The sequence below is a fragment of the Frigoribacterium sp. PhB24 genome (assembly GCF_003755185.1).
GTDB lineage: Bacteria > Actinomycetota > Actinomycetes > Actinomycetales > Microbacteriaceae > Frigoribacterium.
In genome coordinates this window covers 367,811-384,564 of record NZ_RKIC01000009.1, presented here as the reverse complement: position 1 = coordinate 384,564, position 16,754 = coordinate 367,811, and the positions used below count along the sequence as shown (strand labels likewise).

16 protein-coding genes are annotated in these 16,754 nt (G+C 69.6%); all 16 read left to right on the top strand.

The annotated features are described in order from the left end of the window. Positions 1-2: 2 nt before the first annotated feature. Complete coding sequence (mltG, locus tag EDF50_RS02370) at positions 3-1,346, top strand: endolytic transglycosylase MltG (protein WP_123517831.1); 1,344 nt, start codon at positions 3-5, stop codon at positions 1,344-1,346. A 99-nt stretch (positions 1,347-1,445) separates the two neighbouring features. Continuing rightward, the gene (gene aroC / locus EDF50_RS02365) at positions 1,446-2,651 is read left to right on the top strand and encodes a chorismate synthase (RefSeq protein WP_123517829.1); all 1,206 of its coding nucleotides are present in this window, start codon (positions 1,446-1,448) and stop codon (positions 2,649-2,651) included. Positions 2,652-2,683: 32 nt separating this feature from the next. Then, the gene (locus EDF50_RS02360) at positions 2,684-3,163 is read left to right on the top strand and encodes a shikimate kinase (protein ID WP_123518395.1); all 480 of its coding nucleotides are present in this window, start codon (positions 2,684-2,686) and stop codon (positions 3,161-3,163) included. Continuing rightward, on the top strand, positions 3,160-4,248 hold the full coding sequence (gene aroB / locus EDF50_RS02355; protein ID WP_123517827.1) for a 3-dehydroquinate synthase: 1,089 nt from the start codon (positions 3,160-3,162) through the stop codon (positions 4,246-4,248). The genes EDF50_RS02360 and aroB overlap by 4 nt, the downstream gene beginning before the upstream one ends. A gap of 85 nt (positions 4,249-4,333) precedes the next feature. After that, on the top strand, positions 4,334-4,897 hold the full coding sequence (gene efp / locus EDF50_RS02350; RefSeq protein ID WP_043592746.1) for an elongation factor P: 564 nt from the start codon (positions 4,334-4,336) through the stop codon (positions 4,895-4,897). 3 nt (positions 4,898-4,900) lie between these two features. After that, positions 4,901-5,311 carry a transcription antitermination factor NusB gene (gene nusB / locus EDF50_RS02345; RefSeq protein WP_123517826.1) on the top strand — a complete coding sequence of 137 codons (411 nt, stop codon included), beginning with the start codon at positions 4,901-4,903 and terminating at the stop codon, positions 5,309-5,311. 104 nt (positions 5,312-5,415) lie between these two features. Continuing rightward, positions 5,416-6,009: a bifunctional pyr operon transcriptional regulator/uracil phosphoribosyltransferase PyrR gene (pyrR, locus tag EDF50_RS02340; protein WP_123517824.1), complete on the top strand. Its 594-nt coding sequence runs from the start codon at positions 5,416-5,418 to the stop codon at positions 6,007-6,009. Then, positions 6,006-6,962, top strand: a complete 957-nt coding sequence (locus EDF50_RS16905; protein WP_233570269.1) for an aspartate carbamoyltransferase catalytic subunit — start codon at positions 6,006-6,008, stop codon at positions 6,960-6,962. The genes pyrR and EDF50_RS16905 overlap by 4 nt, the downstream gene beginning before the upstream one ends. Further along, positions 6,959-8,332 (top strand): dihydroorotase, encoded by a 1,374-nt coding sequence (locus tag EDF50_RS16900; RefSeq protein WP_370453953.1) that lies wholly within the window; start codon positions 6,959-6,961, stop codon positions 8,330-8,332. Before EDF50_RS16905 ends, EDF50_RS16900 begins: the two co-directional genes overlap by 4 nt. Continuing rightward, on the top strand, positions 8,329-8,850 hold the full coding sequence (locus EDF50_RS02330) for a hypothetical protein (RefSeq protein WP_123517822.1): 522 nt from the start codon (positions 8,329-8,331) through the stop codon (positions 8,848-8,850). The genes EDF50_RS16900 and EDF50_RS02330 overlap by 4 nt, the downstream gene beginning before the upstream one ends. Beyond that, positions 8,843-10,027, top strand: coding sequence for a glutamine-hydrolyzing carbamoyl-phosphate synthase small subunit (carA, locus tag EDF50_RS02325; protein WP_123517821.1), 1,185 nt, complete (start codon positions 8,843-8,845; stop codon positions 10,025-10,027). Before EDF50_RS02330 ends, carA begins: the two co-directional genes overlap by 8 nt. After that, positions 10,027-13,302 (top strand): carbamoyl-phosphate synthase large subunit, encoded by a 3,276-nt coding sequence (carB, locus tag EDF50_RS02320; RefSeq protein ID WP_123517819.1) that lies wholly within the window; start codon positions 10,027-10,029, stop codon positions 13,300-13,302. Before carA ends, carB begins: the two co-directional genes overlap by 1 nt. Then, a complete protein-coding gene (gene pyrF, locus EDF50_RS02315) occupies positions 13,299-14,153 on the top strand; it encodes an orotidine-5'-phosphate decarboxylase (protein WP_123517818.1) in 855 nt (284 codons plus the stop codon). Before carB ends, pyrF begins: the two co-directional genes overlap by 4 nt. Next, positions 14,141-15,055 (top strand): guanylate kinase, encoded by a 915-nt coding sequence (gene gmk / locus EDF50_RS02310; RefSeq protein ID WP_123517816.1) that lies wholly within the window; start codon positions 14,141-14,143, stop codon positions 15,053-15,055. The genes pyrF and gmk overlap by 13 nt, the downstream gene beginning before the upstream one ends. A gap of 77 nt (positions 15,056-15,132) precedes the next feature. Continuing rightward, on the top strand, positions 15,133-15,399 hold the full coding sequence (gene rpoZ, locus EDF50_RS02305; RefSeq protein ID WP_123517814.1) for a DNA-directed RNA polymerase subunit omega: 267 nt from the start codon (positions 15,133-15,135) through the stop codon (positions 15,397-15,399). 127 nt (positions 15,400-15,526) lie between these two features. Next, complete coding sequence (gene metK, locus EDF50_RS02300) at positions 15,527-16,753, top strand: methionine adenosyltransferase (RefSeq protein ID WP_370453964.1); 1,227 nt, start codon at positions 15,527-15,529, stop codon at positions 16,751-16,753. Position 16,754: the final 1 nt, after the last annotated feature.

Here is a 16,754-nt window from a genome sequence, read left to right as displayed (position 1 = left end):
TCGTGGCCGACGAACCCGACTGGGACGACATCTTCAGGTCCCAACCCCAGAACGACCGCCCTGGCGACACGGCCGGAGGTCGCCGAGGCGACTCGGGCGACGGTGAGTCGGGTCGCGGTGACGGGACGCCGCTCCGGCGGAGCACGCATCGAGAGGCTCCTGCGCTCTCCCGGCGCGAGCAGCGCGAGCGCGAGAGACAGGCCGATCCCGTCGTCGTCACGCCATCCGACGATGAGGACGAGCGCTCCCGGCGACGCGCGACTCGGGAACCACGCGAACGTCGGTCCAAGAAAGGCCCGATCGTCCTCGCGACGATCCTCGTGCTCGTCCTCGCCGGAGGCACCGCCGGCGTCGCCGCCGCCTGGGGGCAGGTGCAACCCCTGATCGCCAAGTTCACGGGTGATGACGAACCGGCCGACTACGCCGGCAGCGGCAACGGCACGCCCGTCGAGTTCGCCATCGTCTCCGGCCAGGTCGGCTCCGACATCGCCCAGAACCTCGCCGACGCCGGAGTCACACAGAGCTACGAGTCGGCCTACTCGGTCCTGTTGTCCAACCCGTCGATGACCTTCCAGCCGGGCACGTATACCCTGCAGCAGCAGATGAGTGCCCAGTCGGCCCTCGACGCGCTGCAGGACAGCGCCAACCGCATCACCAACAAGGTCGTCATCCCCGAGGGAACCGCAGCGGCGGACGTCTACGAACTGCTCGCCACCGCGACGTCGATCCCGATCGCCGACGTCCAGGCCGCCGCCGCGGACCACACGTCGTTCGGTCTGCCCGCCGAAGCGACGAGCCTCGAGGGATGGCTCTTCCCGGCGACGTACGAGCTCGACCCGGGCAAGACGGCGCACGACTACCTGCAAGACATGGTCACCACCATGACCGAGCACCTGCAGTCCGCGGGTGCGCAGCCCGCCGACTACCAGAAGACCATCGTCTTCGCGTCGCTCATCCAGAAAGAAGCCGGTCTCGCAGACGATTACCCCAAGGTCGCTCGGGTCTTCCAGAACCGTCTCGACCAGGGCATGCTGCTGCAATCGGATGCCACGGTCGCCTACGGGACGGGCAACACCCACCGGGTCACGACGACCGACGAAGAGCGCGGCGACGCGAACAACGCCTACAACACCTACGTCCACGAGGGTCTCCCGGTGGGGCCGATCTCCAACCCGGGCGACCTCGCCCTCAACGCGGCCCTCAAACCGGCCGACGGCACGTGGCTGTACTTCGTCACGGTGAACCTCGACACCGGCGAGACGGCTTTCTCGACCACGTTCGCCGAACACCAGGCCGCGGTGAAGCAATGGCAGGCCTGGATGCGCGAGCACCCCGAATACCAATAGAGCGGTCGGTCCGGGGGACCACCGCGCAGGGCCTTTCAGAGGGGTCGGCCGGCCGTCACACGGTCGGTCGACCCCTCTGCCTGTGGGAGGATCGACACCATGCTTCGTTGGTTGACCGCTGGAGAATCTCACGGGCCCGAGCTCGTCGCCGTCCTCGAGGGATTGCCGGCCGGCGTGCCGGTGTCGCTCGACGCGATCCGCACCGACCTCGCCCGCCGCAAACTGGGCTACGGCCGGGGTTCGCGCATGAAGTTCGAGCAGGACGAGCTGAACATCTCGGGTGGCGTGCGTCACGGCCTCACGATGGGCAGCCCCGTCGCCTTGCGCATCGGCAACACCGAGTGGCCGAAATGGGTCGAGGTCATGAACCCCGAGCCGGTCGAGGTGAGCGACGCCTCACGGGGCCGAAGCGCCCCGCTCACCCGGCCACGGCCCGGCCATGCCGACCTCGTCGGAATGCAGAAGTACGACGTGGACGAGGCCCGTCCGATCCTCGAGCGTGCCAGTGCTCGCGAGACGGCGGCACGAGTGGCACTCGGAGCCGTCGCGCGGTCCTTCCTCGCCGAGCTCGGCATCGAGCTCGTCAGCCACACCCTGGCCATCGGCCCCGTGCGCGTCCCCGAGGGCACCCCCGTGCCGGTCCCGTCCGACGTCGATCGTCTCGACGACGATCCCTTGCGCTGCTTCGACGAGAAGACGAGTCGACTCATGGTCGACGAGGTCGAGTCCGCCAAGAAAGACGGCGACACCCTCGGCGGCGTGGTCGAAGTGCTCGCCTACGGCGTGCCGCCCGGGCTCGGCTCGCACGTGCACTGGGACCGCCGTCTCGACTCGCAGCTGGCCGCGGCGTTGATGGGCATCCAGGCGATCAAGGGCGTCGAGGTCGGAGACGGTTTCGAGACCACCCGCAGACGTGGCTCCGTCGCCCATGACGAACTGCACCGTTCCGGCGGGGTCATCTCGCGTGACACCGACCGCGCCGGGGGTACCGAAGGGGGCATGAGCACGGGCACCGTGCTTCGCGTCCGCGCCGGCATGAAACCCATCGCCACCGTGCCCCGGGCCCTCGCCACCATCGACGTCGCGACCGGAGAAGAGAGCAAGGCGCACCACCAACGATCCGACGTCTGCGCGGTCCCGGCCGCCGGTGTCGTCGCGGAGTCGATGGTCGCCCTCGTCCTCGCCAACTCGGTGCTCGAGAAGTTCGGGGGCGACTCGCTGCGCGAGACCGCCCGCAACCTCCGCGGCTACCTCGACGCCATCCCCGAGAACCTGCGGACTCAGCCGGCGTCCGGCACCGAGTGACGACCGCGCGACCCATCGTCCTGATCGGGCCGATGGGAGCAGGCAAGACGAGCATCGGCAAGAAGCTCTCGCGACGACTCGACGTCCCGTTCGTCGACAGCGACCGCCTCGTCGTCCGGCGACACGGGCCGATCGCCGATCTGTTCGAGAACCACGGTGAAGCGCACTTCCGCCACGTCGAGCACGACGCGGTGGTCGAGGCCTTGGCCGTCAACGGGGTGGTGTCGCTGGGCGGGGGAGCCGTCCTCGACCACCGCACCCGCGCCTCCTTGACCGGGCTCCCGGTCATCCTGCTGACCGTCTCGGCCGAAGCCGTCGAATCGAGGCTGGCCGGCAGCGCCCGCCCCCTGCTGCAGCGCGGTGGCATCGAGTCCTGGCGCACCATCGCGGCCGAGCGCGATCCCGTCTACCGGGCGCTCGCGTCCGTCGTGTTCGACACGTCCCACCGGCCCGTCTCGACAGTCGTCGACGACATCGAGACCTGGCTCGACTCCGAGAGAGGCACCGCATGACCGACGAGACCGACACCACGACCATCCACGTCGGGGGAAACGCCCCCTACGACGTCCTCGTCGGCCGGGGCCTCACCAGTCGCCTGCCGGGCGTGCTGCACCCGCAGACCAAGAAGGTGCTCATCGTCCACTCGCCCACCCTGGGCCGCAAGGCCGGCGCGGTGCGTGACGCCCTGGTCGATGCGGGCTACGAGGCCCTGATCGCCGAGGTGCCCGACGCCGAGGACGCCAAGCGCATCGAGGTCGCCGCTTTCTGCTGGCAGGTGCTCGGACAGGCCGACTTCACTCGCACGGACGCCGTCATCGGCCTCGGCGGCGGGGCCATCACCGACCTCGCCGGCTTCGTCGCGGGCACCTGGCTCCGGGGCGTCCCCCTGGTCCAGATGCCGACGAGCGTGCTGGGGCTCGTCGACGCGAGCGTCGGCGGCAAGACCGGTGTGAACACGGCCGAGGGCAAGAACCTGGTCGGTGTCTTCCACCCGCCCGTCGCGGTCTTGGCCGACCTCGACCACCTCGACACCCTGTCCAAGAACGAGATCCTCGCCGGGTTCGCCGAGGTCGTCAAGGTCGGCTTCATCGCCGAGCCAGAGATCCTCGACATCGTCGAGGCCGACGTCGACCGGGCGACCGACCCGGCGACACCCGAGTTCCGACGGGTCGTCGAACTGGCGATCGGCCTCAAGGCCCGCGTCGTCGGCGAGGACCTCACCGAACAAGGACTGCGCGAGATCCTCAACTACGGTCACACGCTCGGCCACGCCGTCGAGCACGCCGAGCGCTACCAGTGGCGCCACGGGGCAGCGGTCTCGGTGGGCATGGTGTTCGCCGCCGAACTGGCGCGCCTGACCGGCCGGTTGTCCGACGAGGCGGTGGACCGTCATCGTCGAATCCTCGAATCGCTGACCCTGCCCGTGTCGTACCCCCTCGGCCGCTGGAACACCCTGCTGGCGACGATGCAGCGTGACAAGAAGGCTCGGGCGGGCCTCCTCCGGTTCATCGTGCTCGACGAGATCGGACGGCCGACCGTGCTGCAGGGCCCGGACCAGAGCCTGCTCTTCGCGGCCTACCAAGAGATCGGCTCCTAGCCCTTCGGGCCCTCAGGGCGTCCGCTACACTCGACGATGGCCGATTCCGGCCGATCTCCCACCACCTCGAACGGATCATCCGCGCATGGCGACTACCAACGACATCAAGAACGGTGCCGTCCTCAACCTCGACGGCCAACTCTGGAACGTCATCGAGTTCCAGCACGTCAAGCCGGGCAAGGGTGGCGCGTTCGTCCGCACGAAGATGAAGAACGTGATGTCGGGCAAGGTCGTCGACAAGACGTTCAACGCCGGCACCAAGATCGACTTCGCCAACGTCGACCGTCGTGAGTACACCTACCTCTACGCCGAGGCCGACGGCTACGTCTTCATGGACACCAGCGACTACGACCAGATCAACGTGCCCGCCACGATCGTCGGCGACGCGAAGAACTTCATGCTCGAGAACCAGAACGTGCAGATGGCCCTGCACGACGGCGACCCGCTCTACATCGAGCTGCCGGCGTCGGTGATCCTCGAGGTCACGTACACCGAGCCGGGCCTGCAGGGCGACCGCTCGACCGGCGGCACGAAGCCCGCCACCGTCGAGACCGGCTACGAGATCCAGGTCCCGCTGTTCCTCGAGACCGGCACCAAGGTCAAGGTCGACACGCGCGACGGCGGCTACCTCGGCCGCGTCAACGACTAGTCGGTGAGCGCACGCACCAAGGCGCGCAAGCGCGCCCTCGACGTCCTGTACGTCGCCGACATCCGTCAGATCACGATGACCGACGCCCTCGTCGCCGAGACCCAGCGTGCCCTCGACCAGCCCGAACGCGGCTCGAGCTGGGGATACGCCCGCGACATCGTGCAGGGGGTCATCGACCACCGCGACGAGATCGACGAACTGATCGAGACGTACTCGCAGGGTTGGACCCTCGCCCGCATGCCCACCCTCGATCGCGGCATCATCCGCATCGGCATCTGGGAGCTCCGCCACAACGACGAGATCCCCGACGCCGTGGCCATCAGCGAGGCCGTCGAGCTGGCGCAGACCCTCAGCACCGACGACTCGGCCTCGTTCGTCAACGGCCTGCTCGGCCGCATCGCGACCGCCGGCTGATCGTCGCGGGTCGACTCATCGGTCACGTCACGACGCGATAGGCTCGAACCACCCACACCGACATCCTTTAAGTTCCGTCCCGAGAGGCGGGGAAGGAGGTCCGATTGAGCACCCGTACCGTGCTGAGTCAGGCTGACATCGCGCGTGCCCTCACGCGCATATCGCACGAGATCCTCGAGTCCAACAAGGGTGCCGACGGCCTCGTCGTCCTGGGCATCCCGACGCGGGGCGTCGTCCTCGCCGAGCGCCTGGCCGCTTCCCTGTCGTCCATCGCGGGCGGTCCCGTACCCGTCGGTTCGGTCGACGTGACCATGTACCGCGACGACCTCCGCCGTCAGCCCACCCGGTCGCCCCGTCCCACCTCCGTCCCGTCCGGCGGCATCGACGGCAAGACCGTCGTCCTGGTCGACGACGTCCTCTACTCGGGCCGGACCATCCGCGCAGCGCTCGACGCGCTCAGTTCGCTCGGACGCCCCCGGGCCGTCCGCCTCGCCGTGCTCGTCGACCGGGGCCACCGCGAGTTGCCCATCCGCGCCGACTTCGTGGGCAAGAACCTGCCCACCTCGGCCGTCGAGCGCATCTTCGTCCGACTGCACGGCGTCGACGACGACGAGCTCGTCGCGATCGACGACGGGGCGGTCGAAGGAGGCGCGCGCGGCCATGCGGCCCCCGTCACCATCCCGGGGGCGGACCGATGAGGCACCTGCTCAGCACGGCCGACCTCTCGCGAGACGACGCGATCCGCGTGCTCGACGTGGCCGAGGACATGGCCGACGTCGCCACCCGCGAGGTGCGCAAGCTCCCGACGCTGCGCGGCATCACGGTCGTCAACCTCTTCTACGAGGACAGCACGCGCACCCGGATCTCGTTCGAGGCCGCGGCCAAACGCCTCAGCGCCGACGTCATCAACTTCGCGGCCAAGGGGTCGAGCGTCTCGAAGGGGGAGTCCCTCAAAGACACGGCCCAGACGCTCGCCGCCATGGGGGCCGACGGCATCGTGATCCGTCACCCGTCGAGCGGTGCCCCTCGCGTGCTCGCCGACAGCGGCTGGGTGGACGCCGGCATCGTCAACGCCGGCGACGGGACCCACGAGCACCCCACGCAGGCGTTGCTCGACGCGTTCACGATCCGCCGCCGCGTCCACGGGGCAGCGAGCCGAGGACGCGACCTCGACGGGGTCGAGGTGATGATCGTGGGCGACATCCTGCATTCGCGGGTCGCCCGCTCCAACGCGTGGCTGCTCAGGACGCTCGGTGCCCACGTGACGGTGGTCGCGCCTCCCACGCTCGTCCCGGTCGACGTCAGCCGGTTCGGGGTAGCCGTCCGCTACGACCTCGATCTCGCCCTCGCCGAGGTGCGTCCCGACGTCGTCATGATGCTGCGCATCCAGCAGGAGCGCATGAACGACGCGTTCTTCCCGAATCCGCGAGAGTACGCCCGGTCGTGGGGTCTGGGCGCCTCGCGTTTCCGGTCGCTGCCGCAGTCGACCATCGTCATGCACCCCGGCCCGATGAACCGTGGGCTCGAGATCAGCGACGAGGCGGCCGACTCGCCGCGGTCGACGGTCCGCGAGCAGGTCACGAACGGCGTGGCCGTCCGCATGGCCGTGCTCTACCTCACCCTCGCCGGCGACCGAGAGGACGCATCGTGACCATCACCCATCTCATCCGAGGCGCCGAGACCGCCGACGGCAGCAGGACGGACGTCCTCGTCCGCGACGGAGTCGTCGTCGAGCTCGGCACCGGCCTGACCGCCGCGGGCGCGACGGTCACCGACGCGGACGGGCTGCTGCTGCTGCCCGGGCTCGTCGACCTGCACACGCACCTGCGCGAGCCCGGGGGCGAGGGCAGCGAGACCGTCCTGACGGGCTCGCGCGCCGCGGCCGCCGGGGGCTACACCGCCGTCAACGCCATGGCCAACTCCTCGCCCGTGGCCGACACCGCGGGGGTCGTCGAACAGGTGCAGGCGCTGGGGGAGCGCGCCGGCTTCGTGACCGTCCGCCCGATCGGTGCCGTCAGCCGAGGCCTGGAGGGCACCCACCTCTCCGAGATCGGCGCCATGGCCCACTCGAGGGCCGCCGTCCGGGTCTTCTCCGACGACGGATCCTGCGTCGCCGACCCGCTGCTGATGCGCCGGGCCCTCGAGTACATCAAAGGATTCGGGGGAGTCCTCGCCCAGCACGCGCAAGAGCCCCGGCTGACCGAAGGCGCACAGATGAACGAGGGCGCGCTCTCGGCCGAGCTCGGCCTGGGCGGCTGGCCGGCGGTCGCCGAAGAGGCGATCATCGCCCGTGACGTGCTGCTCGCCGACCACGTCGGCGCCCGACTGCACGTGTGCCACGTGTCGACGGCGGGCAGCGTCGAGGTGATCCGCTGGGCCAAGTCGCGCGGCATCGAGGTCACGGCCGAGGTGACGCCGCACCACCTCCTGTTGACCGAAGACCTGGTCTCGGGCTACGACTCGCGCTACAAGGTGAATCCCCCACTCCGTCGCTCCGAAGACGTCGAGGCGTTGCGTGCCGCCCTGGCCGACGGCACGATCGACGTCGTCGCCACGGACCACGCCCCGCACACCTCCGAGGCGAAATGCTGCGAGTGGGACGCCGCCGCGAACGGCATGGTCGGTCTCGAATCGGCCCTGTCGGTCGTGCACCACACCATGGTCGACACGGGGCTGATCGGCTGGGCCGACGTGGCCCGCGTGATGTCGATCACCCCGGCCGCCATCGGCCAGGTGGCCGGGCACGGGCGTCCCCTCGCCCTAGGCGAGCCCGCCGAGCTCACGCTCTACGATCGAGGGGTGACCCGCACGTTCTCGACCGAGCACCTCGCGGGGAAGAGCCGCAACTCGCCCTACCTCGGACGCGTCCTGCCCGGTCAGGTGCGGGCGACCTTCCACCACGGCTACGCGACCGTGGTCGACGGCCACGTCGTCGACAGCGAGGTCGTCGCCCATGCCGCCCGGCTCGTCGACACCGCCGCCGCCGCCCTCGCGGCCGCCGAGGGGACGACCGCCCGATGAGCCAGTGGATCATCGCCGCGCTCATCCTCGTCGGCGTCGGACTGTTGATCGGGTCGATGGCCCGGTCCTGGCGGGCCCGCGGTCGCCGTCAGTCCGACATCCCGGCCCCCGACCGTGCGCCGGACGACCTGTCCGAGCCGATCGTGGCGGTCGACGCGTTCTACGTGGCGACGTCACGAGGCGGCGACCCGCTCGACCGCGTCGTGGTCCACGGCCTCGGGTTCCGCGCCCGGGCGATCGTGTCCGTCCACGCCGAGGGCGTGCGCCTCGAGATCGCAGGCGAACCGGCCCTGCTGATCCGCGCCTCCTCGTTGCGTGGCGTCGACCGCGCGACCTGGACCATCGACCGCGTCGTCGAGCGAGACGGCCTCGTCCTCGTCGGCTGGCGCCTCGGCGACGTCGACCTCGACACCTACCTGCGCATCACCGACGACCCGGCACCCGTCGTCGCCGCGATCCGCCCCCTCGTCCCCACGGCCCCCGGGGCCGGCACCACCAAGGAGAAGACCATTGACTGACGCCTCCACCACCGACAGGGCCGTGCTGGTCCTCGCCGACGGCACCCGGTACTCGGGTCGCGCCTACGGCGCCGTCGGACGCACACTCGGCGAGGTCGTCTTCGCGACCGGCATGACCGGCTACCAGGAGACCCTGACCGACCCCTCGTACGCCGGGCAGATCGTCGTCATGACCGCGCCGCACATCGGCAACACGGGCGTGAACGACACCGATCCCGAGTCGCGCCGCATCTGGGTCGCCGGCTACGTCGTGCGTGATGCCAGCCGCGTGGTCTCGAACCACCGGGCACAGGGCAGCCTCGACGTCCAGCTGGTCGCCGACGGCATCGTCGGCATCCGCGGAATCGACACCCGCGCCGTCACGCGCCGTCTACGCGAGGTCGGCTCGATGAAGGGTGGGGTATTCAGCGGGCCGGACGCCGGGCTCGACCCCGACGAGCAGCTCGCCCTCGTGACCGCCGGGGCCGACATGCGCGGCCTCAACCTCTCGAGCCAGGTGTCCACGGTCGAGCCATACGTGCTGCAAGCCGAGGGCGACCGCATCGGCTCCGTCGCCGTGCTCGACCTGGGTGTCAAGACCTCGACCCTGCGGTACCTCGCGCAGCGCGGCTTCGAGGTGCACGTGCTGCCGCAGTCGACGACCCTCGACGAGCTCCGCGCCCTCGCCCCCGACGCGCTCTTCTACTCGAACGGTCCGGGCGACCCGGCGGCCAGCGACTCGCAGGTCGAACTGCTGCAGGGCGCCCTGCGCGACGGTCTGCCGTACTTCGGCATCTGCTTCGGCAACCAGCTGTTCGGTCGGGCACTGGGCTTCGGCACGTACAAGCTGCCCTTCGGCCACCGCGGCATCAACCAGCCGGTGCTCGACAAGACCACGAACAAGGTCGAGATCACCAGCCAGAACCACGGCTTCGCGGTCGACGCGCCCATCGACGGCGTGCTCGACTCACCGGCCGGGTTCGGCCGGGTGGAGGTCAGCCACTACAGCCTGAACGACCAGGTCGTCGAGGGCCTCCGCGCACTCGACATCCCGGCGTTCTCCGTGCAGTACCACCCCGAGGCCGCCGCGGGCCCGCACGACAGCAACCACCTCTTCGACCGCTTCCGCGAGGCGGTCGTCGCCCGCACGAACGGCCAGGCCGTCGACTTCGGCTCCGACATCGAAAGCAGCAACTGATGCCCAAGCGTGACGACATCAACTCCGTCCTCGTGATCGGCTCCGGGCCGATCGTCATCGGCCAGGCGGCCGAGTTCGACTACTCGGGCACCCAGGCCTGCCGCGTGCTGCGCGAAGAGGGCGTCCGGGTCATCCTCGTGAACCCGAACCCGGCCACCATCATGACCGACCCCGACTTCGCCGACGCCACGTACATCGAGCCCATCACCTCCGAGGTGCTCGAGGCGATCATCGTCAAGGAGCGTCCCGACGCGATCCTGCCCACCCTCGGCGGGCAGACGGCCCTCAACGCCGCCATCGCCCTCGATGAGGAAGGCATCCTCGCCAAGCACGGCGTCGAACTGATCGGCGCCAAGGTCGAGGCCATCCAGAAGGGCGAGGACCGCCAGCTCTTCAAGAAGCTCGTGCTCGAGTCCGGTGCCGACGTCGCCAAGTCCTACATCGCCACGACGGTCGACCAAGCCGTCGAGTACGCCGAGGATCTCGGGTACCCCTTGGTCATCCGCCCCTCGTTCACCATGGGCGGGCTCGGGTCGGGCTTCGCGTATACCCGAGACGAACTCGTCCGCATGGTCACCGACGGCCTGCACCAGAGCCCCACCACCGAGGTCCTGCTCGAAGAGAGCATCCTCGGTTGGAAGGAGTACGAGCTCGAGATGATGCGCGACACGGCCGACAACACGGTCGTGGTCTGCTCGATCGAGAACGTCGACCCGGTCGGCGTCCATACCGGCGACTCCATCACCGTCGCGCCCGCGCTCACCCTGACCGACCGCGAGTACCAGAACCTGCGCGACATCAGCATCGACATCATCCGTCGCGTCGGTGTCGACACCGGAGGCTGCAACATCCAGTTCGCAGTGGACCCGGCGGACGGCCGCGTCATCGTCATCGAGATGAACCCCCGCGTGTCGCGCTCCAGCGCACTCGCGTCCAAGGCGACCGGCTTCCCGATCGCCAAGATCGCGGCGAAGCTGGCCCTCGGGTACCGTCTCGACGAGATCCCCAACGACATCACGAAGGTGACCCCCGCCTCCTTCGAACCGACGCTCGACTACGTCGTCGTCAAGGTGCCCCGGTTCGCGTTCGAGAAGTTCCCGGCGGCGGACACGACGCTCACCACGACGATGAAGAGCGTCGGAGAGGCGATGGCCCTCGGCCGCAACTTCACCCAGGCGCTGCAGAAGTCGCTCCGGTCGCTCGAGAAGCGCGGGTCGAGCTTCCACTGGCAGGGCGAACCCGGAGACCAGGAGGCGCTGCTCGCGTTGTCGGCGACGCCCACCGACGGTCGCATCGTCACCGTCCAGCAGGCCCTGCGGGCCGGCGCCACCGCCGAGCAGGTCTTCGACGCCACGAAGATCGATCCTTGGTTCGTCGACCAGATCGTGCTGATCAACGAGGTCGCCGAGCAGGTCGCCTCGGCCGCCGAGCTCGACGCCGAAACCCTCGTGCTGGCGAAGGACCACGGGTTCAGCGACGACCAGATCGGCCAGTTGCGCGGCCTCTCCGAGCAGCAGGTGCGCGATCATCGCCACGCGCTCGACGTGCGCCCCGTCTTCAAGACCGTCGACACCTGCGCGGGGGAGTTCCCCGCCCTGACGCCTTACCACTACTCGAGCTACGACACCGAGACCGAGGTCGTGGCCAGCGGCCGCCGCAAGGTGATCATCCTCGGCTCGGGGCCGAACCGCATCGGTCAGGGCGTCGAGTTCGACTACTCGTGCGTGCACGCCAGCTTCGCCCTGAGCGACGCAGGGTTCGAGACGATCATGATCAACTGCAACCCCGAGACCGTCTCGACCGACTACGACACGAGCGATCGGCTGTACTTCGAGCCGCTCACCCTCGAGGACGTCCTCGAGGTCATCCACGCCGAGAGCGCCAGTGGTGAACTCGTCGGCGTCGTCGTGCAGCTCGGCGGCCAGACGGCTCTCGGCCTGTCGAAGGGGCTCGAGGCCGCCGGTGTGCCGATCCTCGGCACGACACCCGACGCGATCGACTCTGCCGAAGAACGAGGCCTGTTCCAAGGCATCCTCGACGCGGCCGGCCTTCTCGCACCGCGCAACGGTACGGCGACCGACTACGACAGCGCGGTCGCGGTCGCCGAAGAGATCGGCTACCCGGTACTGGTCCGACCGTCGTACGTCCTCGGCGGGCGCGGTATGGAGATCGTCTACGACAGCCCCTCGCTCGCCGACTACTTCGAACGGGTCGCGGATCAGGCCATCATCGGCCCCGATGCGCCCTTGCTGGTGGACCGCTTCTTGGACGACGCCGTCGAGATCGACGTCGACGCGCTCTACGACGGGACCGAGCTGTACGTCGGAGGCATCATGGAGCACATCGAGGAGGCCGGCATCCACTCCGGCGACTCGAGTTGCACCCTGCCGCCCGTCACGCTCGGGAAGGGTGAGATCGATCGTGTCCGCGACGCGACCCTCGCCATCGCGAAGGGCATCGGCGTGTCCGGTCTGCTCAACGTGCAGTTCGCGATCGCAGCAGGCGTCCTGTACGTCATCGAGGCGAACCCCCGGGCGAGCCGCACGGTGCCGTTCGTGTCGAAGGCGCTCGGTATCCCGCTGGCCAAGGCCGCCTCGCTGATCATGGTCGGTCACAGCGTGCGCGATCTGGTCGAGAGCGGCCTGCTGCCCCGGCAGGACGGCTCGGACGTCCCCCTCGACTCGCCGATCTCGGTGAAGGAGGCCGTGCTGCCCTTCAAACGGTTCCGTACGAAAGAGGGCCAGGTCGTCGACAGCGTCCTCAGCCCCGAGATGCGCTCGACCGGTGAGGTCATGGGCATCGACCGCGACTTCCCCCGAGCCTTCGCGAAGAGCCAGACGGCCGCCTACGGCGGACTCCCGACCTCGGGGACCGTCTTCGTCAGCGTCGCCGACCGCGACAAGCGGGCGATCGTGTTGCCGGTGCTGCGGCTCCAGCAACTCGGATTCCGCATCCTGGCGACAGAGGGGACGGCCACCGTCCTCGTGCGCAACGGCATCCACGCCGACACCGTCGACAAGTTCAGCGCCGGGGGCCACTCGGTCGTCGACCTGATCAACGCCGACGAGGTCGACATCGTGATCAACACCCCGAGCGGGTCGAGCGCTCGGGCCGACGGCTACGAGATCCGCGCGGCGACGGTCGCCGCTGACAAGGCGCTCTTCACGACGATCGCCCAGCTCGGCGCGGCGGTCGCCTCGATCGAGGCCGTGCAGAGCGACCTCGAAGTGACGAGCCTGCAGGACTACGGTCTCGCCCGGGCGGCCCGACGGTGACCTCGTCGTTCGGGGACCGGCTCGCTGCGGCGTTCGCCGCGACCGGACCCCTCTGCGTCGGCATCGATCCCCATCCCCACCTCCTCGACCTGTGGGGCCTCCCGGTCGACGCCTCGGGTGTGCGCGAGTTCGGCCTGCGCGTCGTCGACGGCCTGGTCGGCTCGGCGACGATCGTCAAACCGCAGGTCGCGTTCTTCGAGCGCTGGGGCTCGGCGGGATTCGCGGCCCTCGAGGACGTCCTCGAGGCCGGACGCGAGCGGGGCCTGCTACAGATCGGCGACGCGAAACGGGGCGACATCGGCTCAACGATGGACGGCTACGGCGACGCCTGGTTCGACGGTTCGTCGCCGTTGCGGGTCGACGCCCTGACCGTCTCTCCCTATCTCGGCTTCGACTCCATGGGCGGCCTGGTGACACGGGCACGGGCCGTCGGCGCCGGCGTCTTCGTGCTCGCCGCGACGTCCAACGCCGAGGCGCTGGCGACCCAGACGGCCGTGCGGACCGACGTCCACGGCGCGGAGGGCACCGTCGCGAGCGGTATCGTCGATGACGTGCTCCATGACAACCAGACGGCGGGCGACGCCTCGTTCGGCAGCGTCGGCCTCGTGCTCGGCGCGACCGTCGACCTCGACGACTACGGCATCGACGCCGCGCGGCTCACGACGACACCGGTACTCGCCCCGGGGTTCGGCCACCAGGGCGCGACGTACACCGACCTGCCCCGACTCTTCGGCCCCGCCGCCGGAGCGGTGCTGGTCTCTGCCTCCCGTGCCCTCCTCTCGGCGGGTCCGGCAGGCTTCGCCGACGCGGTCCGTCGTGATGCCGACGAGGTGCGTTCGTGCCTCGTCTGACCCCGCCTCCCGTCGACCGAGCCGCGGCGGCCCGAGCCGCCGTGGCGGCGCGACGTGGTCGCGCCGCCGTCAAGAACGCCGTCGCTGCGCGGACCCGCAGTGCACTCGACGTCGCCGAGGCCGCATGGGCCGGCGAACCCACGAGCCCCGAGGGGTCACTGAGGGTTCGCGAACTGCTCACGAGCATCCCGGGTATCGGGCCGACCCGCGTGGCACGGATCATGACCGAGCTCGGCATCGCCGAGTCCAAGCGGGTCGGCGGGCTCGGCGTCAGGCAACGTCGCCTCCTCGGCGACTGGCTGGCCGCGCGCGAGGCCAAGGGGCGGCTCCGATCCCGACTCGTCGTCCTGGCGGGCCCCACGGCCGTGGGCAAGGGCACCGTCTCGACCTACATCCGCGAGAACTACCCCGACGTGCACCTCAGCGTGTCGGCGACGACCCGTGCCCCACGGCCCGGCGAGGTCGACGGGGTCCACTACTACTTCGTGGACGACGCGGAGTTCGACCGGATGATCCGCGACCGCGAACTGCTCGAGTACGCCACGGTGCACAACTCGTACCGCTACGGCACGCCCCGCCCCCCGTTGGACGCCGCATTGAACGAGGGCCGCAGCGTGCTGCTCGAGATCGACCTGCAGGGAGCCCGACTCGTCCGGGCCGCGATGCCCGAGGCCGTACTGGTCTTCCTGCTGCCCCCGACCTGGGACGAACTGGTCCGTCGGCTCATCGGTCGGGGCACCGAGGACGCCACCGAACAGCAGCGGCGACTCGAGACCGCGAAGGTCGAACTGGCCGCCCAGGACGAGTTCGACGCGCGTGTCGTGAACCACGACGTGGCCGAAGCGGCCCGTGAGGTCGTAGAATTGATGACTGCGCCCGAACCGGGTCGCACCCGCGCGTGACCCGCGCCCCGATCTTGGTGCCCACGCTCGTCCCGAGCGGTGTAGGCACCGACCCCCATCGACACGAGGAGCAACCAATGGCCGACAAGAACCAGGGCATCATCGATCCCCCCATCGACGAGCTGCTGTCGAAGGTCGAGTCGAAGTACGCGCTCGTCATCTTCGCCTCCAAGCGCGCCCGCCAGATCAACGACTACTACGCCGACCTGCACGAGGGCAGCCTGTTCGACAACGTGGGCCCCCTCGTCGACAGCTCGATCGACGACAAGCCCCTCTCGGTCGCCATGCACGAGATCAACGAGGACAAGCTCGAGGTGAAGCCGCTCGCGACTCCTGCCGAGTAGCGAGGCGACACGACCAGCCCCTCTGACGGTGGTCGGTCATATCATCTGACGAGGCCCCCGGGAGTCCATCCCGCGGGGCCTCATCGCGTCCGCACCCCCGAACGACACCCAGAGGAACACCGTGACCCTGACCGACACGACGAGCGACACCGCCACGACGCCACCGACCTCCCTGCGATTGTTCACGTCCGAGTCGGTCACCGAGGGCCACCCCGACAAGATCTGCGACCAGATCTCGGACGGCATCCTCGACGCGCTGCTCGCCGTCGACCCCGCCAGTCGCGTCGCGGTCGAGACGATGGTCACGACGGGTCTCGTCCACGTCGCGGGCGAGGTCACCACCAAGGGCTACGTCGACATCCCCACGATCGTGCGCGACCTCATCGTCGGTATCGGGTACGACTCGTCGGCGGTGAGCTTCGACGGCCGCACGTGCGGTGTCGAGGTGTCGATCGGGTCGCAGTCTCCCGACATCGCCCAGGGCGTCGACACGGCACTCGAGGCGCGCGGAGGCGACGACGACCTGCTGAACCGACAGGGCGCGGGCGACCAGGGCATCATGTTCGGCTATGCCACCAACGAGACTCCCCAGTACATGCCGCTCCCCGTCTGGCTCGCGCACCGCCTGGCCGAGCGCCTGGCGGCCGTGCGCAAGTCGGGCACCCTCGACTACCTGCGACCCGACGGCAAGACGCAGGTGACGGTCGGCTACGACGGAGTCGTGCCCAAAACGGTCGACACCGTCGTCCTGTCCACGCAGCACTCGCCCGCCGTCTCGAGCGAGCAGCTCGAGTCCGACGTCATCGAGCACGTCATCCGACCCATCCTCGACGAGGCGGGCCTGTCGTCCACCCACACCCGGTTCATCATCAACCCGACGGGCCGATTCGAGATCGGTGGGCCCCAGGGTGACGCCGGTCTGACCGGCCGAAAGATCATCGTCGACACCTACGGCGGCGCGAGCCGTCACGGTGGGGGCGCGTTCTCGGGCAAGGACCCCTCGAAGGTCGACCGCTCCGCCGCGTACGCCATGCGCTGGGTGGCCAAGAACGCCGTCGCCGCCGGGCTCGCCGACCGACTCGAACTCCAGGTCGCCTACGCCATCGGGCGGGCCGCGCCCGTCGGCCTCTACGTCGAGACCTTCGGCACGGGGCACGTCGGCGACGACGCCATCACAGCCGCCATCGAAACGGTGTTCGACCTCCGCCCGGCGGCCATCATCCGCGACCTCGACCTCCTCCGACCGATCTACTCGGCGACGTCGACCTACGGCCACTTCGGTCGTGATCTGCCCGACTTCACCTGGGAGGCGCTCGACCGCGTCGACGCCCTCCGGGCCGCCGCCGGGCTCTGAC